This window comes from Acidimangrovimonas pyrenivorans (assembly GCF_042643245.1).
GTDB classification, from domain to species: domain Bacteria; phylum Pseudomonadota; class Alphaproteobacteria; order Rhodobacterales; family Rhodobacteraceae; genus Acidimangrovimonas; species Acidimangrovimonas pyrenivorans.
This window is the reverse complement of the sequence record NZ_JBHRSK010000004.1, coordinates 515,605-539,940: the sequence shown is the minus strand read 5'-3', so window position 1 is coordinate 539,940 and position 24,336 is coordinate 515,605. Positions and strand designations below refer to the sequence as shown.

General features: G+C 68.5%; 18 protein-coding genes and 1 pseudogene. 5 read left to right on the top strand and 14 right to left on the bottom strand.

Annotation, left to right across the window (positions count from 1 at the left end; all coding sequences use genetic code 11):
- Positions 1-133: 133 nt before the first annotated feature.
- From ACFOES_RS05510 to ACFOES_RS05495, 4 genes and pseudogenes are all read right to left on the bottom strand, one after another.
- Positions 134-1,402 (bottom strand): ABC transporter substrate-binding protein, encoded by a 1,269-nt coding sequence (locus tag ACFOES_RS05510; RefSeq protein WP_377832193.1) that lies wholly within the window; start codon positions 1,400-1,402, stop codon positions 134-136.
- 458 nt (positions 1,403-1,860) lie between these two features.
- Positions 1,861-2,350: pseudogene (locus ACFOES_RS05505) on the bottom strand (transposase); the annotation flags it as partial.
- 434 nt (positions 2,351-2,784) lie between these two features.
- Positions 2,785-3,132: a TraR/DksA family transcriptional regulator gene (locus ACFOES_RS05500; RefSeq protein WP_377832192.1), complete on the bottom strand. Its 348-nt coding sequence runs from the start codon at positions 3,130-3,132 to the stop codon at positions 2,785-2,787.
- 39 nt (positions 3,133-3,171) lie between these two features.
- A complete protein-coding gene (locus tag ACFOES_RS05495; protein ID WP_377832191.1) occupies positions 3,172-3,786 on the bottom strand; it encodes a response regulator in 615 nt (204 codons plus the stop codon).
- A 52-nt stretch (positions 3,787-3,838) separates the two neighbouring features.
- Between ACFOES_RS05495 and ACFOES_RS05490 the strand changes: the two genes are divergently transcribed.
- On the top strand, positions 3,839-5,830 hold the full coding sequence (locus ACFOES_RS05490) for a sensor histidine kinase (RefSeq protein WP_377832190.1): 1,992 nt from the start codon (positions 3,839-3,841) through the stop codon (positions 5,828-5,830).
- Positions 5,831-6,000: 170 nt separating this feature from the next.
- Positions 6,001-10,920: a hypothetical protein gene (locus tag ACFOES_RS05485; RefSeq protein ID WP_377832189.1), complete on the top strand. Its 4,920-nt coding sequence runs from the start codon at positions 6,001-6,003 to the stop codon at positions 10,918-10,920.
- A 98-nt stretch (positions 10,921-11,018) separates the two neighbouring features.
- Here ACFOES_RS05485 and ACFOES_RS05480 read toward each other — a convergent pair whose 3' ends face one another.
- From ACFOES_RS05480 to ehuB, 10 genes are all read right to left on the bottom strand, one after another.
- Entirely contained in the window at positions 11,019-12,392 is a 1,374-nt protein-coding gene (locus ACFOES_RS05480) for an aspartate aminotransferase family protein (protein ID WP_377832188.1), read from the bottom strand.
- Positions 12,393-12,426: 34 nt separating this feature from the next.
- Complete coding sequence (locus ACFOES_RS05475; RefSeq protein ID WP_377832187.1) at positions 12,427-13,902, bottom strand: NAD-dependent succinate-semialdehyde dehydrogenase; 1,476 nt, start codon at positions 13,900-13,902, stop codon at positions 12,427-12,429.
- 211 nt (positions 13,903-14,113) lie between these two features.
- Positions 14,114-14,587 (bottom strand): Lrp/AsnC family transcriptional regulator, encoded by a 474-nt coding sequence (locus ACFOES_RS05470; RefSeq protein WP_377832186.1) that lies wholly within the window; start codon positions 14,585-14,587, stop codon positions 14,114-14,116.
- Positions 14,577-15,707, bottom strand: a complete 1,131-nt coding sequence (locus ACFOES_RS05465) for a M24 family metallopeptidase (RefSeq protein WP_377832185.1) — start codon at positions 15,705-15,707, stop codon at positions 14,577-14,579. Before ACFOES_RS05465 ends, ACFOES_RS05470 begins: the two co-directional genes overlap by 11 nt.
- A 3-nt stretch (positions 15,708-15,710) precedes the next feature.
- Entirely contained in the window at positions 15,711-16,697 is a 987-nt protein-coding gene (locus ACFOES_RS05460) for a cyclodeaminase (protein WP_377832184.1), read from the bottom strand.
- The gene (eutB, locus tag ACFOES_RS05455; RefSeq protein ID WP_377832183.1) at positions 16,687-17,694 is read right to left on the bottom strand and encodes a hydroxyectoine utilization dehydratase EutB; all 1,008 of its coding nucleotides are present in this window, start codon (positions 17,692-17,694) and stop codon (positions 16,687-16,689) included. The genes ACFOES_RS05460 and eutB overlap by 11 nt, the downstream gene beginning before the upstream one ends.
- A gap of 142 nt (positions 17,695-17,836) precedes the next feature.
- Entirely contained in the window at positions 17,837-18,652 is an 816-nt protein-coding gene (ehuA, locus tag ACFOES_RS05450; RefSeq protein ID WP_377832182.1) for an ectoine/hydroxyectoine ABC transporter ATP-binding protein EhuA, read from the bottom strand.
- Positions 18,652-19,323 (bottom strand): ectoine/hydroxyectoine ABC transporter permease subunit EhuD, encoded by a 672-nt coding sequence (gene ehuD / locus ACFOES_RS05445; protein ID WP_377832181.1) that lies wholly within the window; start codon positions 19,321-19,323, stop codon positions 18,652-18,654. The genes ehuA and ehuD overlap by 1 nt, the downstream gene beginning before the upstream one ends.
- Positions 19,324-19,326: 3 nt before the next feature.
- The gene (ehuC, locus tag ACFOES_RS05440) at positions 19,327-19,992 is read right to left on the bottom strand and encodes an ectoine/hydroxyectoine ABC transporter permease subunit EhuC (protein ID WP_377832180.1); all 666 of its coding nucleotides are present in this window, start codon (positions 19,990-19,992) and stop codon (positions 19,327-19,329) included.
- Positions 19,993-20,081: 89 nt separating this feature from the next.
- Entirely contained in the window at positions 20,082-20,927 is an 846-nt protein-coding gene (gene ehuB / locus ACFOES_RS05435) for an ectoine/hydroxyectoine ABC transporter substrate-binding protein EhuB (RefSeq protein ID WP_377832179.1), read from the bottom strand.
- 197 nt (positions 20,928-21,124) lie between these two features.
- Here ehuB and ACFOES_RS05430 point away from each other — a divergent pair, with 197 nt between their 5' ends.
- From ACFOES_RS05430 to ACFOES_RS05420, 3 genes are read left to right on the top strand one after another with little or no spacing between them, the layout of a single operon-like run.
- Entirely contained in the window at positions 21,125-22,324 is a 1,200-nt protein-coding gene (locus ACFOES_RS05430) for a M24 family metallopeptidase (protein WP_377832178.1), read from the top strand.
- 5 nt (positions 22,325-22,329) lie between these two features.
- Positions 22,330-23,490 (top strand): acetylornithine deacetylase, encoded by a 1,161-nt coding sequence (gene argE / locus ACFOES_RS05425; RefSeq protein WP_377832177.1) that lies wholly within the window; start codon positions 22,330-22,332, stop codon positions 23,488-23,490.
- 10 nt (positions 23,491-23,500) lie between these two features.
- Positions 23,501-24,232: a GntR family transcriptional regulator gene (locus ACFOES_RS05420; RefSeq protein ID WP_377832176.1), complete on the top strand. Its 732-nt coding sequence runs from the start codon at positions 23,501-23,503 to the stop codon at positions 24,230-24,232.
- Positions 24,233-24,336: the final 104 nt, after the last annotated feature.

Below are 24,336 nucleotides of genomic sequence, written 5' to 3'. Positions count from 1 at the left end.
GTCCGCCGGCCTCGGTCAGCGGAGAATTCAGCGCGCCGGGCGCGCAGGCGTTGAGATGCTGGAAGACGCCGGCGACCGGGTGTCCCCCGGTTCGCCGGCAGGGCCGGGCACGGTGTGGTCCGCGCCTCTTGGCTCAGGCGTGCGGCCAGTCCTGGTGGCACATGGTCTCGGCCAGGGTCGGCGAGACCTTGCGGCCATCGACGACCTGGTCGACCACGAACAGATCGTCGGGATCGTCGCTGCCCTTCGACTGGGCATGGCCGACATAGAGATCGCCGATCATCTGGTTCTGGCCGCCGCGATAATAGGCGCCGTCGGGCATCATCGAGACCTCGGGCGGCAGCTGGAAGTCCTGCATCGCCTTCGCCATCTTGACCGCGTCGAGCGAGCCGGCCTTCTGCGCCGCCAGCGCGCAGGTCCAGATCGAGGTATGGCCGAAATAGGTCCGTGCCGTCGGTACGTGGCCGCCGGACCGCTTGCGCGCCTCGGCGACGAAGGCATCAACGCCGGTGACCTTGGCCTGCTTCCAATACCATTCGAACACCCAGGTGCCGACCCGCGCTTCGGGCGGCAGGCCCCACAGCACTTCGAGCTCCTGCTGCGCACCGGCGAGGTGGAAGCGTTTGTCGAGACCGAACTGCACCGCCTGCTTGAGTGCGTTGACCGCGTCGTCACCGGCCTGCAGGAAGATGATGACGTCCGGGTTCGCCGCCTGCGCCTTGATCAGGTAGGACGAGAAGTCGGTGGTCCCCAGCGGCGTCAGGTCGCCGCCGACCTTGGTCACGCCGAGCTTCTTGCCCGCCGCCTCGAGGCCCGCCTGCAGGGTATGGCCGAAGGCGTAGTCGGGCGTCAGGTAGTACCACTTCTTGCCGGCTTTCTTGACCAGCGCCGAGGCGACCGCATTGGCCTCGGTCTGGGTCGTGTTGCAGACCCGGAAGGTGTTCCAGTGGCAGTTCGAGCCGGTCACCGAGTCGGTATGGCCGCCGGGCACGACATGGAACACGCCTTTCTCGTTGGCGACGTTGGCGATCGCCTGGGCGAGGGCCGAGTTGATATTGCCGATCAGGAAGTCGACCTGGTCGCGGTCGATCAGCTTGCGCGCCTTCTGCACCGCGACACCGGCATCGCCGCTGGTCGAGTCCTCGAACAGAAGCTCGACCTTGCGGCCCAGGATCCCGCCCTTGGCGTTGATCTGGTCGGCCGCCATCTGCATGCCGATATGCTCGTTCTTGCCCAGAGCCGCGTAGGTGCCGGTCGCCGGGTTGTCGACCCCGATCTTAACCACGTCTGATGCCCGCGCCATTTGCACGAAGGGCGATGCGATTTGCGCCGTGCCGATCACGGCGCCGGCCTTCAGAAGTGTGCGCCGGCTGAATTTCGACGAATTATCATTCCCTGTCATATTGTCCTCACCTGGAGTTGCGGTTCCATTTGAATGGGCCGCTGGGCCACGCTCCTCTCGCGGCGATGCGGTCGCATCCCGGTGTGGAGATACGCCAATTGGTCAATTCGACTGGCCAATTTGGTCTTCTCCTCCCCGAATCGATGGATACCCAGATTTCGGACTCGATCCAGTCATCTTTTGAACAGGGCGGGGAAATAGGTCCAATTTACGGCTTCTTTTCACCCGAAATCGCTAAAACGTGAGAGTTCGTGATCAGAAAATGCCGTGATCGTGAATGGTCCAATTGGTTTGAAAAGTGAACCTGATGGGGTGAGGCCGGCTTTTCCACCGCTTTGGGGCCAGAGAGCAAGGCAAGGAGGTCGGGGCGTCCTGGCACGGAACTGTCTTGTGCAGCGCCGATCGGCGATGTCGTGCAATTCGTCCACCGGCACGAAGGGCTCCTTTCCACTGGGCGTTCAGGTGACGCCCTCGATCTCGGCCCTGCCGATGGCCGAGAAGCGATTGATGATGGCGATGCGGATTTGGATTTCGGCGGTTTGGCGGTTGGGAGCTCGTCGCAGGATCCGCTCGCGGCAAAGCTTCAGGCAGCGCATCTGAGCTTCGACGCGGCTTTAGGTCATGGGCCCCCCCCACTTCTTCCAGAATGCCCTGCCGAGGTGTCGCAGCGCGCGCAGGAACTCGCTTCGCGCCCTTGCCGCGGGACAGTCTTCTTTCCAGGCGCGACCCTTCGGGCGCCGCGCTCGATGGTGGCGGCGTGGCATCGTCGCGTGTCATGGCCGCCATCCCCGGTGACGGTGGCGATCTGTTCCTCCTCGGGAATTTGCGCCAGCAGTTCGGGCAGCAGAGGGCTGTCACCATGGCGGCTCGAGGTGACCTCGACTGCGCGAATGTCCCGGTCGCGGTGTCCAGGGCGACGTGGGCCTTCCGCCGTTGCCTGCAGCGGGTCTCCACGAGGTGCTGGACCAGATCGAGCGCTCGGCCGAAGAACGCTCCTGACCTTGTCCAACGACCGGCCCGGAATACGGGCCGGTGACCGTATCGCATCGGCCGATCTCAACCTGCTCAAGGGAAAGCACGATCCAGAGCCGCCAGGAAGCGAAGCCGAAGCGAAGCCGCGTGAAGAAGCATGATCCTCTGGATTCTTGATGCAGGGCCCGCAATCGCGGGTCCTTCTTCGTGGTCTGTGCCTGTCGATCCCCAGAACGGGAGAAGCCATGCTCCGAATTCGGAAAACCTTGCTGCGAAGCCATAATTCAACATTGGTTTCAAGGGGAAATCTCCGGGCCTCGGGAGGAACTCTGCCGAAGGGCGCAAGAGCCTGGGAGGAGGCGCCGCAGATCTCCTGCGACGGCTTGCTTTATGGAACAAAAGCCATTCGGTTATCGTGCGCAGCTCACGCATCGCGTGAGGCAGGGATCGAGGTCGAGCCGGGCCTCGCCGATGAACTCGCCGCAATCCTCGCACCAGCCGAAATCGTCCTCCTCCAGCCGCTCGAGCGCCGCCGCGATGGCGCGGATCCGGCCCTGGCGGCGGGCGTCCTGCGCCGCCGCCATCGCCTGCTGCTGCAGCGCGTCCATCCGCGACAGCCGGCCGACGCTGGACTGGTCGAGCTCGACCGGCTTGCGGTCGGCGCTGGTCTCGCTGGAACTGGTACGCAGCCCCGCCAGTTCCTCGGTCAGCCGGGGCCAGTAGCGGGCGCGCAACTCTTCGGGGCTCGGATCGCTCATGGCGGCAGTGCAGCAGAGCGCGCGGCGCGGTGCAAGCCCCTACGGGGCGATCAGCCCGAGCCGGATCGCGGTGACCAGCAGCGCCGCGGTCGAGCGCACGCCGAGCTTCTTCATCAGCAAGCCGCGGTGGCTCTCGACCGTCTTCGGGCTGATCGACAGGCTGTCGGCGATCTCGGCATTGGTGCGGCCCTTGGCGATGCCGAAAAGCACCTCGGTCTCGCGCTCGGACAGGCGCGGCGCCGCCGCGCTTGCCGCCGCCAGCCGCCGCGCCTCCTCGGCGATCACCGTCTCGCCCGCCGCCACCCGGGCGATGCCGGCGACGACCACGTCCGGGGACATGGATTTCAGGAACAGCCCGTCAAGGCCGGCCGCGATCAGCCGGGCCAACGCCCCCGGCGCCGTGTTGCCGGTCAGGATCGCGCAGCGGGTGGCGGGCGACCAGCGCCGGATCTCGAAGGTCACCTCGAGCCCGGTGGCATCCGGCATGGCGAAATCCAGCACCGCGACATCCGGTTGCAGCGCCTTGGCCCGGGCGATCGCCGCCAGCCCGCCCGTGACCGGTTCGAGCACCTCCAGCCCGGCGGCGGAAAGCGCGCGTTGCATGCCGTCGAGGGTGAAGGCATGATCGTCGGCAATCAGGACAGTCTTGCTCATCCGGTCGCGGGCCCCCGGGGCGGTAGGTCAGAGGCGGAAGGACACCAGGACGATGGTGAAACGCATCCTGGCGCTGATCGCAGTCTATCTGTGGCTTGCCGCTGCGGCAATTGCCGCGCAGGGGGCGCTGGCGATCTCTGGCGCGGTGCCCGCCGAGACCATGACCCGCGCCTTCACCGCGCTGCGCGATCCGGGCCGGCAGATGGGCATCGCCCGGGCCGTCGCCGCCGCCCGCGCCGGGGAATTCAAGCCCGTCGAGGGCAGCGCGCCGGATTTCGGCTATACCCCTGACGTCATCTGGCTGCGGCTGCCGCTGGTCAATGACAGCGCGGCGGTGCGGGACTGGCGGCTGCGGCTCGACGTCAATTTCTTCCAGAGCTACGCGGCCTACCAGGTGGCGCCCGACGGCAGCATCACGACGCTGGAAAGGCTCACCCCCGAAAGCCCGTTCTCGGCCCGCCAGGTCGATTATCCCGAACTGGTCACGGCCTTCCAATTGCCGCCGGGGCAGGCCACCACGCTCTATTTCCGCTACTGGTCGGGCGGTTCGTCCCAGCTCAACGCGGTGCTCGAAACGGCGGCGGGCTTCGAGCGGTTCGCCGCCTCCCGCACGGCCAAGAACTTCACCTATTACGGCATGGTGATGTTCCTGATCCTCGCCGCGCTGGTGGCCTGGGGCGTGACCGGGCAGTCGATCTTCGCCGCCTATGGCGCCTATGCGGTCAGCGGCCTGCTGTTCATCATGCATGGCGACGGCAACGCCTTTCGCTACCTCTGGCCCAACGCACCGCTGTTCAACGGCTTCGCCTCGCTGGTTCTGGGCGGCGGCATCATCGTCTTCGGCGCCAATTTCGCCCGCCAGTTCCTGCTCACTCGCATCCATCACCCGGTGATGGACAAGTTGCTGCTGGGCGTCATCGCCCTGACCCTGGCGATGATTGTCGCGACGCTGGTGGTCGACACCCAGATGATCAAGAAATGGATGGTGCTGGTGGCAACGCTGAGCATCGCGCTGTTCACCGTCTCGGGGCTGGTGGCGGCGCGGACGCGCTGGCGCGAGGTGCGGTTCTACGTGCTGGCCTGGGGCGGGGCGGTGATCTCGAGCGCGCTGATGACGGCGCGGCACTGGCTCGGGATCGAGATCTCGGCCGAACTGCAATACGACTCGATGCGGCTGGTGATCGTCGTCGACGCGGCGATGATGGGGTTGGCGATCCTCGACCGCATCAACCAGCTCAAGCGCGCCCGGCAGGTGGCGCTGGAGGCATCGCTGCGCGAGGCGCGGCACAATCTCGACCTGTCGCGCCGGCTGCGCGAGCTGGAGCAGGATTACGGGCTGGCGGTCGAGCTGTCGCGCAGCCACGAGCGCCGCTTTGCCGACGCCATCCACGACCTGCGCACGCCGCTGCACGCGCTGCGGCTGCATGTCAACGCGCTGGTCTCGGGCCGGGAGACGGCGCGGGAAGAGACGGCGGCCGCCCCGGATGTCGAGGAAACCTTCCGCTATCTCGAACAGCTGATCGGACAGGAGCTTCAGGCCCATGGCAGCGGCGGGCTCGACGCGGCGCGGCAGGATCTGGCCGACGGTGCCGCGCCCGAGGTCGCCCGGATCGACGACATCCTGGCCCGGACGCACGAGATGTTCCTGCCCGATGCCGAGGCCAAGGGGCTGCGGCTGCGCTATGTCCCGTGCCACGCCTGCGCCGGGCTGCCGCCGCTCGACCTGATGCGGATCGTCTCGAACCTGGTCTCGAACGCGATCAAGTTCACCGAGCGCGGCACGGTGCTGATCGGGGTGCGGCGGCGCGGCGGGGCGCTGCGGCTCGAGGTCCACGATACCGGCCCCGGCCTCAGCCAGGCCGAGTTCGACGCCGCCATCGGCCGCTCGGTCCGGTTGCGGCCCGAGGTGGCGGGCGCCGGGCTGGGGCTGTCGATCCTGCGCGAGATGGCGGCCACGCACGGGCTGGATTTCGGCCTGATCCGGCCGCGCGCCGGCGGCACCAGCCTTTACGTCACCCTGCCGCCGGCGGCTGTGCCGGCGTAAGTCCCGCACCCGCGTGAATGGGGTGATCACCTGATAGGCCGGCCGCCCGGGCCGTGCTACGCCTGCAGGGTAGGTTTCCGTAGCGTCAACGGCTGCGGCAACGGTCCGGGAGGGGGCCGGGGCGCAGCAATGCGCGGAGGCCGTGGTGACGGTATTTCAGGGAGCGCATTATGACCACGGGCCAGGATCTCGTCGATTTCAGGACCAACCTCGTTCGCACCGAGAGCAATCTCGACGACCTTCAGGGCAAGGTCGATACGCTCAAGGAGACCGCCGGCGACGCCAAGGACGCGCTCGAACTGAGCAAGGAGCTGGAAGACAACCTGCGCGACTACAAGGACTCGATCCGGGCCGAGCTGTTCACCCTGAAACTGCTTGAAAAGGCCGGTCCGCTGAAACTGCCGGCGCGGGCGATGAAGACCGCGCTGAACGCAATGGACGACGTCGTCGACGCCACGCTCGACAAGGTCACCAAGATCAATGACAAGGTCGAGCAATACAAGATCATCGACAAGCTGGACCAGACCGAGACCAAGCTGGGCGAGATCAGCGACGGGTTGGAGACCGCCAAGGACAAGACCGATGGCTATCACCAGACGGTCGACACGCTGATCACCGGCTTCGACCTGGTCGGTAGCCCGGCCGATCCGATCGAGGCCGCGATCGACAGCGCCGTCTCGCCGCTCAACACCGTTCTGGACGGGCTCAACACCAGCTACGAGGATCTCGACACCGGGCTGAAGACCTTCCTCGGCGACATGCGACCGGCCTGGTTCAAGGCGGCGATCAGCACCGCCTCGTCCTTCAACGCCATCGCCGCCTCGCTGTCCTCGATCGCCTCGCCGCTGACCGCGGCCTACAACCTGCTCAAGCCGATCGAGCCGGTGCTCGACGCGGTCGGTTTCATCTTCAAGATCACCGTCGACCCGGTGCTGAACTGGATCTCGGACCATATCGGCCTGACCGGCCTGCTCAACAGCTTTGCCGACAAGATGGCCGACCTGCTGCCATCGCCCGACGCGCTGGTCAATCTCGAGGCCAATCTGGGCGCCATGCTGGGCCAGCTCGACCATTTCATCGACGCTTCCGGCCTGAGCGCCGACCTGAACGACTTCCTCGCCGCGCTCGGGCTAGACGGGCTCGATCCGCTCAACCCCGGGAACACCGGACCGTTCCAGATCGGCACCGACGGCAACGACGCCCTGACCGGCGGCGCCGGGCACGATGTGCTCGACGGGCGCGGCGGCGACGACACGCTGCATGGCGGCGCCGGCGACGACATCCTGATCGCCAGCGCCGGCAACGACACCGTCGACGGCGGCGACGGCACAGACCGGCTGGTCTTCCACGGCAATTTCCTCGACTTCACCTATAGCGGCGATGCCGGCAGCGGGCCGGTGGTGTTCCACCAGAAGGACGGCGGCGGCGACGGCTACGAGACGGCGGACCATGTCGAGATCTTCGTCTTCCGGGACGCGAGCTTCACCCGGGCCCAGCTGTTCGACAGCGTCCACACCGCCACCGGTCCGACCCTGAACGGCTCCGCGGGCGCGGATTTCCTCTTCGCCGCCGCCGCGGCGGTCGAGATCAACGGGCTGGGCGGCAATGACACGATCCGCGGCAGCGATCAGGCCGACACGCTGAACGGCGGCGCCGGCGACGACATCATCACCAGCGGCAAGGGCGCCGATCACGTCGATGGCGGCGCCGGCAGCGACACCTGGTACTACCCCGACAACCCGTCCTCGAACGCGCTGACCACGGTCGACCTTGTTGCCGGAACCGCCTGGGACGGCGACAGCCGCGACACGCTGAGCGGGATCGAGAACGTCATCGTCAAGGACGACCGCGATGTGGTGCTCAAGGGCGACGGCCACGGCAATACCTTCGCCACGGCAGGGGGCGACGACTACATCGACGGCGCCGGCGGCAATGACCGGATCACCGCCGGCGCCGGCAAGAACCTCCTCATCGGCGGCGACGGGGCCGACACGATCACCGGCGGCGAGAGCAGCGATACCTTCCTCGGCAGCGGCACCCCGGCGCCGGGCGGCGACCATTACGACGGCGGCGCCGGCACCGACCGGCTGATCTATTCCGATTACTACCTGCGCAACGAGGTCAACTGGGACTGGCAGCCGACGCGCCCGGCCGTCACCGGCTCCGGCGCGCTGCGCCTCCATGTCGGCAGCGGCACCATCGCGCATCTGTCGGCAGACGGGACCTCGGTGCTGGCGCGCGACCACGCGACCGGGATCGAGGTCTTCACCGGCTCGGACGGCAACGACACCATCTGGGGCGCCGAGACCGCGCCGGGCGTCGCCGCCGGCGACGTCACCATCGACGGCGGCCAGGGCGACGACCTGATCTATAGCGGCGGCGCCCATAACGTGAATGGCGGCGGCGGCCAGGACACGATTTTCGTCACCGGGGCAACTTCGTATATAGACGGCGGCGGCTCCGACGCGACGCTCGATCTGCGCAACTTCGACGACGTGCGCTGGTCGATCCGCAACGGCTTCGGTGCGACGACCCAGATGCGGGCCTATTCCACCGCCCAGGTCAACGGGCTGGGCAGCGATCAGCCGTCGCCGCCGGCCCTGAACGGCCTCGTCTTCGGCGCCAACATGTACCACACCGGGCATATCTTCCTCGGCGACGGCAACGACGAGTATTACCTCAGCGGGACCGAGCAGGTGACCGTCCATGGCGGGCTGGGCGACGACCGGCTGGTGCGCTCGACCTCGAATGACGGCAATCCCTCGGCCGCGTTCTTCGGCGATGGCGGCGACGACTACCTCGGGCTCAGCCTGAACGGCAGCCTGCATGGCGGCGCCGGCAACGATACGCTGCATGTCCAGGCCTCGGGCGGCGGCCACCTGATCGCGGGCGATGCCGGCAACGACATCTTCGATATCGGCCGGATGGACGGCACGCTCCATGGCGGTGCCGGCCACGACCTGCTGTCGCTCGACTTCGCCAGCAACGTCGCCAGCGGCGTGACGCTCGACCTGGCGACGGGCATCCTGGCCACGCCGGGCGACATCAACGGCATCGACGCGACGGTGAGCGGCATCGAGGCGGTGATCGGCAGCGACAGCCTGAGCGACACGCTGCTGGGCTCGGCCGCGGCCGAGCAACTGGCGGGGCGGGGCGGCAGCGACAGCCTCGACGGGCGGGGCGGCAACGACCAGCTCTATGGTGGCGCGGGCAACGATACGCTGCACGGCGGCGCCGGCGACGACCTGCTGCATGGCGGTGGCGGTTCCAACATCCTCGACGGCGGCGCCGGCAACGACACCGTCTCCTACGCCAACGCCACCCCGACCGACGCCTACGGCGGCACCGCGGCGGCGGATTTCGGCGGCGTCCGGATCGAGCTCGACAACGGCAGGGCCTATTTCCTCGACGGTTCCGACCAGTTCACCGGCATCGAATCCGCCATCGGCGGCAAGGGCGACGACACAATCAGCGGCAGCGATGGTGCCAACGTGCTGGCGGGCGGCGGCGGCAACGATATCCTGGCGGGCGGCCGCGGCGATGACATCCTGCTGGCCGGCGCCGGCGCGGACAGCCTCGACGGCGGCGCCGGCAGCGACACGCTGGTGCTGGATATCTGCGACTCGACGCTCGACGGCGGCGCCGGCACCGACCTGCTCGACCTCGGCACGCTGAACGGGCCGGTGCTGCTCGACCTCGCGCTCGGTGCCTATCGCGCCGACCTGCCGCATGAGGTGCCGGTCTGGGCCGATACCGGCACCAGCGAGGACCGGCTGGTCAACGGCGTCATGCTGAGCCCCGAGCTGGTGCTCGAGGCGCAGCCGCAATTCGCCAACAGCGCCGACGACCTGAGCCGCGATGTCTCGACCACCGATCACAGCGCCGACCTGGCCTTCGAAACCGTCACCGACAGCTATCGCGGCGTGCTGCTGAACATCGAGCAGGTCCATGGCGGCATCGGCGACGACACGATCCAGGGCACGGCGGCGGCCGAGACCCTGCAGGGTGGCATCGGCGGCGACAGCCTGGTCGGGGCCGGGGGCGACGATCGGCTGGAGGGCGGCGCCGGGGCCGATCACCTGCTTGCCGGGGCGGGCGCGGATACCGTCAGCGGCGGCAACGGTCCCGACCTGGCCTATCTCGGCGCCGGCGCCGACCTGTTCCACGACAACGGCCAGGGCGGCGCGCCGGGGCAGGACACGGTCTTTGCCGGTGCAGGCAGCGACACCGTCCAGGGCGGCGGCGGCAACGATGTCTTCCATGGCGGCGCCGGGGCCGACCTGATCCTCGGCCGGCTCGGCGCCGACGCGCTGTTCGGCGAGGGCGGCGCGGATACCCTCGAGTCCGGGGCCGGCGCGGATACGGTCGCCGGCGGCGACGGGCGCGACCTGGCCTATCTCGGCGCCGGTGCCGACCTGTACCAGGACAGCGGTCAGGGCGGCGCGCCGGGGCAGGACACGGTCTTTGCCGGTGCCGGCAACGACACCGTCCAGGGCGGCGGCGGCAATGATGTCTTCCACGGCGGCGCCGGGGCCGACCTGATCCTCGGCCGGCTCGGCAACGATGCGCTGTTCGGGGGCGACGGTGCCGACACGCTGCTGGGCGGGGACGGCAACGACCGGGCGACAGGCGGCAACGGCCGCGATCTGGCCAATCTCGGGGCCGGCAACGACCTGTTCTTCGATACCGGCCAGGGCGGCGTGGCGGGACAGGACACCGTCTATGGCGGGCTGGGCAATGACAGCCTGTACGGCGGCGGCGGCGCCGACCGGCTGTTCGGCGGCAAGGGGGCGGATCGTCTGGTCGGGCAGTTGGGCGACGACCGGCTGACCGGCGGCGGCGGCGCCGACAGCTTCGTCTTCACCCCGGGCTTCGGCCGGGACAGCGTGACCGATTACGGCAAGGGCGTGGACGCGCTGAGCTTCGATCCCGCGTTGTGGTCGGGGACCCTCACGGCGCAGCAGCTGGTGTCGCAGTTCGCGCAGGATGCCGGCAGCGACGTGGTCTTCGATTTCGGCCACGGCAATGTGCTGACGCTCGAGGGCGTGGCCAATCTCGACGGCCTTGCCGCCGATATTCACATCCTCTGAGCCTTGGGATTGCGGGGCGCCCCGGTATCTGGGGCGGCCCGCAGGAGGCGCGGATCGTCAGGCCCGTCGATCCGCGCCGCGACTTGGGCGCAGCTTCCTCAGCCGAGGACCGTCTTGACCGCCTTGACGGTGGCGGCGACGATGGTGTCGGCCTCGTCGCGGCTCAGGCAGAGCGGCGGGGCGAAGCCGAGGATGTCGCCCTGCGGCATCGCCCGGGCGATGACGTTGTCCTGCTGCAGGAGCGCGGTGGCCAGGGCCGGGCCGACCTTGCCGGGCTGTTCGAAGCCCGCCCGGCTGTCGCGGTCCGAGACAAACTCGATGGCGCAGAGCATGCCCTCGCCGCGGATCTCGCCGACATTGGCGTGATCGCCCAGCGCGTCGCGCATCGCCGCGTTCAGGTAGGCGCCAGTTTCGCCGGCGTTCTTCACCAGCCCGAGCTCGTCGATCAGCTTGAGGTTGGCGACGCCCGCCGCCGCGCCGATCGGGTGGGCCGAATAGGTCCAGCCATGGCCGATGGCGCCGTTCTCGTCGGTGCCCTGTTCCAGCACCTTCCACACCTTGTCGGAGACGATCGAGCCGGACAGCGGCGCATAGGCCGAGGTCAGGCCCTTGGCGATGGTGATGATGTCGGCCTCGATGCCGTAATGGTCCGAACCGAACATCGTGCCCAGCCGGCCGAACCCCGTCACCACCTCGTCGGCGATCAGCAGGATGTCGTATTTCTTCAGCACCTTCTGGATCGCGTCCCAGTAGCCCTTGGGCGGCGGCACGATGCCGCCGGTGCCCAGCACCGGCTCGCCGATGAAGGCGGCGATGGTGTCGGCGCCCTCGCGCTCGATCAGCTGCTCCAGCTCGGCCGCGCACCAGGCGCTGAAGGCCTCCTCGGTCATCGCCGGGTCCGGGCGGCGGTAGTAATAGGGCGCCTCGGTATGGATCACCTGCGCCAGCGGCAGGTCGAATTTCTTGTGGAACAGCTCGAGCCCGGTCAGCGAGCCGGTCATCAGCCCCGAGCCGTGATAGCCGCGCCAGCGCGAGATGATCTTCTTCTTCTGCGGCAGGCCGCGGATGTTGTTGTAATACCAGACCAGCTTGATGTTGGTCTCGTTGGCGTCCGAGCCGCCGAGGCCGAAATAGACCTTCGACATGTTCTTCGGCGCCCGGTCGAGGATCATCTTGGCGAGCGTGATGCTGGCCTCGGTGCCGTGGCCGACATAGGCGTGGTAATAGGCCAGTTCACGCGCCTGCTCGGCGATCGCCTCGGCGATCTCGGGCCGGCCATAGCCGACATTGACGCAGTAGAGGCCGGCGAAGCCGTCGAGCAGCTTGTTGCCGTCGCGATCCTCGATATAGACGCCCGAGCCGGTGCGGACCACGCGCTCGGCCCCTTCGCCGCGGGCGAACTGGGCCAGGTGGGTCGAGGGGTGGAAGAAGTTCTCCCGATCCCATTGTTCGAGCTGGTCGTTTCTCAGCATGTCGCGTCTCCTTGCTTGTTTCGCGGCCGGCGGCTCATGCCCAGTCCCGGCAGACATATTTGACCTCGGTGAAGGCCTCCATTCCCAGCCGCGCGCCCTCGCGGCCGAGGCCCGACTGTTTCATTCCGCCGAAGGGGATCGGCGCGCCGGTCACCTTGGTGCGGTTGACCGCCACCATGCCGAAGCTCAGCGCCCGGCTGACCCGGTAGATCCGGCGCGGGTCCTGGCTGTGCAGGTAGGCGACGAGGCCGTATTCGGTGGCATTGGCCCGCGCGATCGCCTCGTCCTCGGTATCGAAGGGGACGAGCGCGGCGACGGGGCCGAAGGTTTCCTCGTGCAGGATCAGGGCGTCCTCGGGCACGTCGGCCAGAACGGTCGGCTGGAAGAACAGCGGCCCGAGCTCGTGCCGGCGCCCGCCGCACATCAGCCGCGCCCCCTTTTCCAGCGCGTCGGCGACGTGGGCTTGCTGCTTCTCGACGGCCTTCCCGTTCATCAGCGGGCCGATCTCCGGGTCGTCCATGCCGCTGCCGACGCTCAGGGCGCGGGTGGCGGCGGCGAACCTCTCGCAGAAGGCGTCGTAGACCGGGCGCTCGACGAAGATCCGGTTGGCGCCGAGGCAGTCCTGGCCCGAGGTGGCGAATTTCGCCTTCATCGTCTCGGCCACGGCATTGTCGAGATCGGCATCGGCGAAGACCAGCACCGGGGCGTGGCCGCCGAGCTCCATGACCAGGACCTTCACCGTGTCAGCGCATTGGCGGTAGAGCAGGCGGCCGATCTCGGTCGAGCCGGTGAAGGACAGGGCGCGGACGCGGGCGTCCTGGGTCCAGGGTTCGACCACGGTCGCGGGCTTGCCGGTGACGACGTTGAACACGCCCGGCGGCAGGCCGGCGCGCTCGGCCAGCTCGGCCAGCGCCAGGGCCGAGAACGGGGTTTCCGAGGACGGGTGCGCGACCACGGTGCAGCCGGCGGCCAGCGCCGCCCCGGCCTTGCGGGTCAGCATCGCGGTGGGGAAGTTCCACGGCGTGATCAGGGCGGCGACGCCGACCGGCTCGCGCCACAGTTCCATCTCGGCGTCGGGCAAGTGGCTGGTGACGCCCTCGATGTTCGGCCGCTTCGCCTCCTCGGCATAGAACTCGACGAAGCTGGCGGCATAGTCGATCTCGCCCCGCGCCTCGGAGATCGGCTTGCCCTGTTCCAGCACCATGATCCGGGCGAGGTCCTCGCGGTTCTCCTCCATCAGCCGGAACCAGCGCCGCAGCAGCGCCGCCCGCTCCTGCGGCAGCAGCGCGGCCCAGGCCGGGAAGGCGTCGCTGGCGGTATCGACGGCGCGGCGGCTTTCCTCGGCCGACAGGCTGGCGACCTCGCCCAGGTAGTCGCCGCTGGCCGGATCCGTCACCGCGATCACCGCGCCGCTCGCGGCCGAGCACCACTTGCCGCCGATATAGGAGAAGCTGCGCAGCAGGCGCTTGTCGGTGATCTCGGCACGCAGGGAAAGGGCGGTTTCGGTCATGGTCTCCTCCGGATCGCTGGCCAGAGGATGTATCGGATGGGGCAGCAGATGTGACCAAAGGGGCGGTGCCTGGCAGAGGATTCCTCTGGTTGGGCAAGCCATGGCAGAGGATTGTTCTGGCGGCTGGCGGGTAGGGGGCAGGCAGAGGGCGCTGCCCCCGTCCCGGACCGGGTCCGGGACTCCCCCGGGATATTTGAGCCGACAGAAAGTGTTAGCCGAGCAGCAGGTCGAGCGGCGGGACCGCCGGGCCCTTGACCGGTTTGGTCACGACATAGCTGAAGTAGCGGGCGAGGCCGATGCGGGCCTCGAGCAGCTCGTCGACGAGGCGCTGATAGGCGTCGATATCGCGGGTGACGACCTGGACCAGGTAGTCGAAGCCACCGCCGAGGGCCCAGCAGGCGACGACCTCGTCGCGGCGCCTGACCTCGTCCTCGAAGGCGCGGAAGCGGGCGGCGGTGTGGTCGGCCAGCTCGGCGGCCATGAAGACGGTGACGTGGGGGCCGAGCTTGCGGAGGCTGATCTCGGCGCGGTAGCCCTCGATCAGCCCGGCATCCTCGAGCTTCTTCAGCCGTTCCCAGCATGGCGTCGGCGACAGGCCGACCCGCGCCGCCAGCGCCGCCTTGGTGATCCGGCCCTCGCGCGTCAGCACCCGCAGGATCGCGATGTCGCGGGCGTCAAGCCGCATGGGTGAGGACCTCGGCGCCATTCGGGCCGAGCAGCACGCAATCCGAGGTGAAGAACTCGCCGCGCCCGGTCTCGGTGAACCAGGACAGGATGTGAAAGCTCATGCCGGTCTCGATCTCCATCTCGCTGTCGTGGCGCAGCCCGGTCACGGAATTGCCCCCGGTCCAGGATGGAGGCACCCCGATGCCGACGGCGTAGCCGCAGTGATGGCGTCGATACTCCGGCAGGCCGGCGGCGTCCACCACCGCCTGCCAGGCGCCGTAGACTTCGCGCGCCCTGGCGCCGGGGGTCAGCGCCGCGACCACGGCGTCGAAGGCCGTGTGCGCGATCTCCGCCATCGCGGCATCGGCGTCCGGCATCGGACCGAGATGGACCAGCCGGCCCATCGGCGCATGGTAGCGGCCGACGCAGCCGGCGAGTTCGAGCAGCACCCGGTCGTCGCCCCGGTAGCGGCTGTCGCCCCAGGTCGTGTGTTCCTCGGCCAGCCGCCGGCCCGGCCGCAGGAAGGGGCCGAAGCCGGGCGGATCGCCCCCCGCGCGGATCATCGCGGCGCTGCAGGCGGCGGCGACCTCGCGCTCGGGCACGCCGGGCGCCAGCGCCTCCAGCGCCGCCGCCATCGCCGCGCTGGACACCTTGCCCGCCTGCCGCATCAGCGCCTGCTCCTCGGCCGACTTCACCAGCCGCAGCCGGTCGATCAGCCCCGAGACATCTTCCAGGGGCAGGTCGGGCAGGTCGGGCAGGGCGGCGCTCAGCGCCTGGCCGGCGGCGTAGCTGAACCCGGCCGACTGCGCCTCGATCCCCAGCCGCCCGGCCCCGGCCAGCAGCGGCACCGCCTTGGCGATCGCGGTCTCGCTGTCGGAATGGCCGAGGAAGCGGGCGTTGCGGACCTGGCGGGCAATGGTCACCGCCTCCATGGCGCGGGTGATCAGGGTCATCTCGCCCGCGGCCGGCACGATCAGCAGATGTGGCGCGAAATAGCCCCAGTGGTCGAGCCCGGTGAGATAGAAGATGTTCTCGGGGCTCGACAGCAGCAGCATGTCGAGCCTGCGCCGCGCCATGGCGGCGCGGACAGCGGCGAGACGGCGGTCGAGCTCGGCATCGCTGAACGGGTTGCGATACATGGCTCAGGCCCGGATCAGGGTGCCGGCCGCGCCCAGCATGGTCAGGACATGGGTCGCGATCGCCGTGTCCTGGGCGCCGGTGCCGGTGAGATCGCAGATGGTGATGTCCTCTTCGCGCTGCCGTCCGGCGGCGGCGCCGGCGATGACGGCGCCCAGCTCGGGCGGGGTGCCCGTGGTCCAGGCGCCGCTCTCGATTGCCGCCCGCAGCTCGCCCAGCGTCTCGCACTGGCTGACCCGGTCGCAGACATAGAGATCGGCGGCGGCGAGGGCGGCGGGCTCGATCTCGTTCTTGCCGGCCTGGTCCGAGCCCATGGCGGTGATATGCAGCCCGGGATGGAGCCACTCGGCGCGCAGCACCGGGCTGCGCGCCGGGGTGGTGGTGACGACGAGTTGGGAGCGGGCGGTCAGCTCGGCCGGGTCGACGACGGCCTCGGCCGCGATGCCGAGGCTGGCGGCGAGATCCTCGGCGCAGGCGCGGGCCTTCTCCATGTCGCGGCCATGCACCAGAACGGCCCGGAACGGCCGCACCAGATGCGCCGCCTGCATCTGCAGCCGCGCCTGCACCCCGGTGCCGATCACCCCCGCGGTCGCGACCGTCTTCGGCGCCAGGTGGCGGGCGGCGACGGCGCCAGCGGCGGCGGTGCGCAGGTCGGTGAGATAGCCGTTGTCGAGGAACACGGCCTGGACCAGCCCGGTCTTGGCCGAGAACAGGATCATCAGCCCGTTCAGGCTGGGCAGGCCCAGCTTGGGATTGTCGAAGAAGCCGGGCGAGACCTTGATCGCGAAACCGTCGAAGCCCGGGATATAGGCCGTCTTGACGTCGACCTCGCCATGCGCCTGCTTCAGCTCCATCGACAGGATCGGCGGCATCACCACCGTGCCGGACGCGAGCGCGGCAAAAGCCTTCTCGATGACGTCGATCAGGGTGAGGTCGAGGCCGACCGCCTGACGCAGCTCGGCCTCGGTGAGGATGCGGATGTCATGCGCCATAGCTCTTGCCCTTCAGCAGATAGTCCCCAAGCTGCACGTCCTGACCGGTCATTATCCGGGCGAACTGAGCCATGTCGAGGTTGCGGCCGGTGACGATGGTGGCGACGGGGCCTTGCGCCGGGGGCAGCGTGCCCGCCAGCACCGCGGCAAGGCCGACGACCGAGGCGCCCTCGGCCACCATCCGGTCCTCGTGGAACAGGACCTGCATGGCGTCGCGGATTTCCTCTTCGCTGACCAGGACGATGCCGTCGAGCAAGGCGCGGCAGAGCGGGAAGGACAGCTTGTTGGCCAGGCCGATGCCGCCGCCCAGAGAGTCGGCGAGGCTGGGCACCTCCTGAACCTCGACCGGCTTGCCGGCGGCGATCGAGGCCTGCATCGCGGCGCCGCGCGCCATGGTGATGCCGATCACTTCGATATCGGGCTTGATCGCCTTGGCGGCGACGGCGACGCCGGCGGCCAGCCCGCCGCCGGAAAGCGGCACCAGCAGTGTCGAGATGTCCGGCCGGGCGGCAAGGAGTTCCAGCCCGATCGTGCCTTGCCCGGCAATCACCAGCGGGTCGTCGAAGGGCGAGATCTCCACCAGCCCCTCGGCGGCGCAGAGCCGCTGCGACTCCGCCAGCGCATCGTCCTGGCTGCGGCCGCTGATCCGGACCTCGGCGCCCAGTGCGCGGATGCCGTCGACCTTGGCCCGGGGCACCAGTTCCGACATGCAGATCACCGCCCGCATGCCGCGGCGGGCGGCGGCATAGGCGACGCCGCGGCCGTGATTTCCGGTCGAGCAGCAGGTGACGCCGGTGGTGCCCTCGGGCTGGGCCATCACGGCATTCATCGCCCCGCGCAGCTTGAAGGCGCCGATCGGCTGGCAGGTTTCCAGCTTGAGCAGGAAATCCCGGCCGATCCTGGCACTCATGTAGGGCGAGGGGACGAGCGGGGTGTGGTCGGCCACGCCGGCGATGGCATGGGCGGCGGAATAGATGTCGGCGAGGGTGACGGTCATGGGGGGACTCGGTTGAGCCCGGCCTGTGCCGGGCGAGGGACGGAATGGGCACTGGGCAAGCGGAACGCGGGTAACTGGCGCCGCCCGGCTGCGCCGCCGGGCGAAACCGGGGTGGGGCAGGGCGGGCCGCCCCGGCGCCGGGTCAGCCGGCTTCCTTGACGGCGCTGAGGAACTGCTGGGTCCGTTCGCGCTGCGGGTTGCCGAACAGCTCTTCCGGCGGGCCCTGCTCCTCGATCTTGCCCTGGTAGAAGAAGCAGACCCGGTCCGAGATGTCGCGGGCGAAGCCCATCTGGTGGGTGACCATCAGCATGGTCAGGTTGTGCTCGCTCACCAGCTTGCGGATGACGTTGGTCACCTCGCCGATCACCTCGGGATCGAGCGCCGAGGTCACCTCGTCGAACAGCATCACCTTCGGTCGCATCGCCAGCGCCCGGGCGATCGCCACCCGCTGCTGCTGGCCGCCCGAGAGCCGGGCCGGGTGCTGGTCCTTCTTGTCGATCATGCCGACCATATCGAGCAGCTCCTCCGACCGCGCGCGCGCCTCGGCCTTGGGCAGGCCGAGCACCTGCACCGGCCCCTCCATGCAGTTCTGCAGCGCGGTCATGTGGGGAAAGAGGTTGAAGTGCTGGAAGCACATGCCGATATCGGCCCGCGCCCGGCGCAGGTGGCGCGGATCGGCCGGCACCAGGGTGCCGTTCTTCTCCATGTGGGTCAGCGGCTTGCCGTCGACATAGATGACGCCGCCATTGATCGTCTCGAGCGTCATCAGCATCCGCAGCACGGTGGTCTTGCCCGAGCCCGAGGGGCCGATGACGGTCACCATCTCGCCCTCGGAGATGTCGAGGTCGAGACTGTCGAGCACGGTCAGCGAACCGTAACGCTTGGTGACGTTCATGAAGCGCACCATCGGCACGTCGGGGCCTTCCAGCCGCAGCGGGTAGGCGGACATGTCTTCCATCATCTCATCCCCAGTTTGCGTCGCACCCAGCCCTCGAACAGCCGGATCAGCCCGGCCGTCGGCAGCGAGATGGCCAGGAAGATCAGCCCGACCATCGTGTAGGGTTCGAGGTGGCGGTAGTTTTCCGATCCGATCGCGTTGGCGGTATGCATCAGTTCGGCGACGCCGATCACCGACAGCATCGGCGTGTCCTTGAAGATGCCGACCAGGTAGTTGCCCATCCCCGCCAGCGACGGCGGCAGCGCCTGCGGGATGATGATGCGGAAATAGGTGTCGCGGGTCGACATGTTCAGCGCCGTGCAGGCCTCCCATTGCCCCGCCGGCACCGATTCCAGCCCGCCGCGATAGACCTCGGACAGGTAGGCCGAGTAGTGCAGGCCGATGGCGATCATGCCGGCGACCCAGGGGCTCAGCCGGATGCCGAATTGCGGCCCGACATAGAAGACGAAGAAGATCTGCAGCACCAGCGGCGTCGAGCGGACGAACTCGACCGCCTCGCGCACGGTGAAGGTGACGGCGCGCGAGGGCGTGCGCTGCGCCAGCGCGAAGATCAGCCCGAGCACCAGCGCGATGGCATAGCCGAAGCCGGCAGCGGCGAGCGTGTTCAGCGTCGCCCAGCCCAGCCGGGGGAGGATTTGCCAGGTGAAGACCCAGTCCCAGTGAAATCCCATGGCTCAGGCCCTCTCCAGCTTGCTGCGCAGCCGACGCTCGAGGGTGCGGACCGCCGGCGTCAGCAAGAGCCGGGCAAGCACGTAGTAGATGATCAGCGCGGTGCCGAAGGCCTGGGCCGACAGGAAGGTGGTGCCGTTGATCTGCTTGGCCTGGAACATCAGGTCGGTGACCGAGATCAGCGACACCAGCGCGGTGCCCTTGAGCAGCTCGATCAGCAGGTTGCCCCAGGGCGGCAGCATGTTGATCAGCGCCTGCGGCAGGATGATGCGCCACATCCGCTTGGCCGGCGACATCGACAGGGCATAGGCGGCTTCCCACTGTCCCTTGGGCACCGACTGGATGCCGCCGCGCACCAGCTCGGCCCCGTAGGCGCCGAGGTTCATGCCGACGGCGACGAAACCGGCGGTGAACTTCTCCAGCGTCAGGCCGAAGAGCGGCAGGACGAAGAAGATCCAGTAGAGCTGGACCAGCAGCGAGGTGCCGCGGAAGATCTCGATATAGACCACCGCGACGCCCTTGAGCAGCCAGTTGCGCGACAACTTCATCAACCCGGCCAGCAGGGCGAGGGCGATGGCGACGATGGCGGCAAGGAAAAACTGCCCGACGGTGATCAGCGTGCCGTCGACGAAGCGCGAGCCTTGCTCGGCCAGGAAGCTTCCATAGGACATACGCGTTTCCGATCTGCTGTCCGAGGGGATGTCCGGAGGTCCGGACGGGCCGCGAAACCGGCCCGTCCTACTGTCAGGAGATCAGCAGATCAGCGATGCTGGCAGACCCAGTCGGTGCTGTGGTCGTCCGGCAGCACCGACTTGGTGTAGCCGTATTGCGCCACCTCCTTCATCATGTCGGGCGAGCCGAGGTAGTCCTTGGCCGCGGCGTTGAACTTCTTGACGAAATCCGCGTCGGCGTGGCGGAAACCGATGCCGACCCAGTTCTTGGTGTCGTCCGGCATCTTGTTCGGATCGGTCACCTCGACCGCGCCGCCCGACTTCTCGGCCAGGGCCTGCGAGGTGAAGAAGGTGCCCGCGCCGGCATCGGCCCGGCCGGCCTTCACGGCGGCGAGGATCTCGGTCGGGCCCGGAACGGCCATGATCTGGCTGTCCTTGACGCCGTCCTTCTTGGCCTGTTCGATGGTGTTATAGCCGGCGCCGGTCACCATCATCAGGTTCTTGTCCTTGATGTCGGTATAGTTGCCCACGCCCTTGGGGTTGCCCGTGGGCACGATGAAAGCGTCGGCCACCTTGGCCATCGGTTCGGAGAAGGTGACGTTCTTGCAGCGGGTGCCGAGGATGTACATCCCGCCGGTGATGACGTCGAAGCGGTTGGCCTGCAGGCCGGGGATAAGCCCGCCCCAGTCGGTGACGACGGGCTCGATATTCGTGTAGCCCATCTTGTGCAGGACGCCGATCGCATAGGCGTTGACGAAGCCCAGCGGCTTGTTGTTGTCGCCCGGATAGGCCCAGGGCACCTCGTTGGCGAAGCCGATGCGGATCGACTTGCCGCTGTCGATGCGGTCCATCAGCGGCCCGGCGACGGCCATGGCCGCCGAAGCGCCCAGCGCGACCCCGGCAACGGCAAGGGTTTTGAGGAAGGTCTTCTTCATGTCGTGGCTCCCTGTGGATGAAATCATTTGACGCTTGGCGCGTGCTTTCTCATGTTGTGCACAACAGCACGTGATTCCCTCATCTGTCAAGAAACATGCGCTGCATTCTCGCTTGAAACGCAAGGGCCTAGGCGGTGTCGCAAAGGGCTTGCGCACCGTTGTATACAATAACGTCATCCAGCGAAGGTACGCCCAGCATGGACATCACGCCCGCCCCGTTCGGCCCCGCCGCGTTCAGCCCGGCCGAATACGACCGTCGCATCGCCCTGACCCGCGCCGCAATGGAGCGCGCCGGGATCGAGATTCTCTTCGTCACCGACCCGTCGAACCAGGCCTGGCTGACCGGCTATGACGGCTGGTCCTTCTACGTCCACCAGGGGGTGATTCTGGGCCCCGACGGGCCGCCGCTCTGGTGGGGCCGGATGCAGGATTGCGGCGGCGCGCGGCGCACCGTCTGGATGCCGCATGACAACATCCGCGGCTATGGCGACCATTACATCCAGGCCAGTGACTGCCACCCGATGGAGGACCTCGGCCATCAACTCTCCGGGATCGGCGGCGCGCGGGCGCGGATCGGCGTCGAGATGGAGAACTACTACTACTCGGCCAGGGCCCATGCCGTGCTCGACGCGGCGCTGCCGGAGGCGACGCTGGTCGACGCGACGGCGCTGGTGAACTGGCAGCGGGCGGTGAAGTCGGCCGAGGAGATCGGCTTCATCCGCAAGGCGGCCAGGATCTCGGAACACATCGTCCAGACGGCGATCGCCACCGCCGAACCCGGGCTGCGCAAGAACGAGCTGGTGGCGGCGATCAACGCCGCGGCGGCTAACGGTGTCGGCGCGGACTGGGGGGATTACCCGGCAATCGTGCCGCTGCTGCCCTCGGGGCCGGATGCCAGCGCGCCGCACCTGACCTGGAACGGCGCGCCGCTGCAGAGGGGCGAGGCGACCTTCTTCGAACTCTCGGGCTGCTACCGCCGCTACCACGCACCGCTGTGCCGGACGCTGCATCTTGGCCCGGCGCCGCAGAAGATGCTGGACGCCGCCGCGGCCCAGGCCGAGGGGCTGGCGGCCGGGATCGAGGCGGCGCGGCCGGGCAACCGCGCCTGTGACATCGCCAACGCGCTCAACGCCGCGCTGCGCAAGGCGGGGATTGAGCGCGAGGGGCGCTGCGGCTATGGCGTGGGTCTCTCCTATCCGCCGGACTGGGGCGAACGGACGATCTCGCTGCGCGCCAGCGACGAGACCGTGCTGCAACCGGGCATGACCTTCCATTCCATGCCCGGGCTCTGGCAAGACGACTGGGGGCTGGAGACCACCGAGACCATCCTGATCCGCGAGGAGGGTCCGGCGGAGGCACTGTGCAATATCGAGCGCAAGCTCTTTGTGAAGGACTGACGGACGTGGCACCTCTCGACGACACGATCTCCCTGCTGCGGGATCTGATCGCCTTCCCGACGATCTCGACCGATACCAACCTCGGCATGATCGCCTTCCTGACCGAGCAGCTTGAAGCGGCGGGCGCGCGCTGCGAGCTGTTCCTCGACCATACCGGCACCAAGGGCAACCTGTTCGCCACCATCGGGCCCGAGGTCGATGGCGGCATCGTGCTGTCGGGCCATACCGACGTGGTGCCGGTGGCCGATCAGGACTGGAGCACCGATCCGTTCGAGATGGCGATCGATGCCGGCCGCCTCTACGGCCGCGGCACCTGCGACATGAAGGGCTTCATCGCCGCCGCCGTGGCGATGGCGCCGGAACTGGCGAAGAAGGTGCGCGACCGGCCGATCCATTTCGCCTTCACCCATGACGAGGAGGTCGGCTGCCTCGGTGCCCAGGCGCTGGTCGAGGCACTGCGCCATCGCGGCATCCGCCCCGGCATAGCGATCATCGGCGAGCCGACCGAGATGCGGATCATCGAGGGCCACAAGGGCTGCTGCGAATACTCGACCCATTTCACCGGGCTGGAAGGCCACGGCTCCGGCCCCGACAGCGGGGTGAACGCGGTCGAATACGCGGTGCGCTACGTGGGCCGGCTGCTCCAGCTCAAGGAGCAGCTCAAGGCGCGGGTGCCCAAGGGCAGCCGCTTCGATCCGCCCTGGACCACGATCAATACCGGCGCGCTGATCGGTGGCGTCGCCCATAACGTCATCCCCGGCAAGGCTCAGGTCGACTGGGAAATGCGGCCGGTGCAGGCCGGCGATGCCGAGTTCGTCAAGGCCGATCTCGAGGCCTTCATCGCCGACGAGCTGTTGCCGGCGATGCGCGCGGTCAGCCCCGATGCCGAGATCGTCACCGAGGTGATCGGCGAGGTGGCGGGGCTGGAGCCGATGGAGGAAAGCGCCGCGCGCGACCTGGTCACCGAGCTGACCGGCGGCAACAGCGTCGATGTCGTCCCCTTCGGCACCGAGGCCGGGCTGTTCCAGCAGCTCGGCATGTCGGTCGTTGTCTGCGGCCCGGGCTCGATCGCCCAGGCGCACAAGCCCGACGAATTCATCGACATCGCCCAGCTCGGCCAGTGCCTCGACATGCTCGACAGGCTGGGCGACCGGCTGGGCCGCTAGGGAGAAAGACATGGCCGACGCGACATCCGGTGACTTCGAGCCCGCCCCGGCGGGCGCCGATCCGGCCGGGACGGGGGTGCGCGGCCGGTTCGAGCGGATGTATCGCGAGCTGCGCACCCGGATCTGCCTGCTCGACTACCCGCCCGGCGCGCGGCTGTCGGAAGAGGCGGTGGCACGGGAATTCGGCGTCAGCCGGACGCCGCTGCGCCGGGTGCTGGGCCGGCTCGAGACCGAGGGGCTGGTGCAGTCGGTCCATGGCGTCGGCACCCTGGTGACCGATGTCGATATCGAGGAGCTGACCCAGGTCTTCCGGCTGCGCACCGCGCTGGCCGAGCTGCCGGGCAAGCTCGACCCGGTGCCGCCGAGCCCGGCGATGGTGGCGGAGTTCGAGGCGCTGGTCGACCGGGCCCGGGCGCTGGTCGCCCAGCCCGACGCCCGCGCCTTCGCCCAGCTCAACATCGATTTCTTCGAGGCGCATATGCAGCTGACCGCGAACGAGCCGCTGCGCGAGATCAGCCGCCGGCTCTACTACCAGACCCACCGGATCTGGCTGCAATCGGTCTCGGCCCGGCGCATCGACCTGCTGGAGGAGATGCAGATCTTCGACCACGAGATCGAGGACTACGTCCGGGCGCTGCGGATCGGCGATCTCGAGGCCGCCGCCCATATCCACCGCGCCCATATCTCGATGAGCTTCACCCGCATGCGCCAGAACGCGGAAGGGGGAGAGGGGGCGGGGTAGGGCGGTTGCCGGCGCTTTCACCTCGCGCAACGCAAGCCGTGCGGCGCCTGGCCGTGGGCTGGCGGGCCGATGCCCGAGCGGGGCGCTTTATGGTGCCATATACC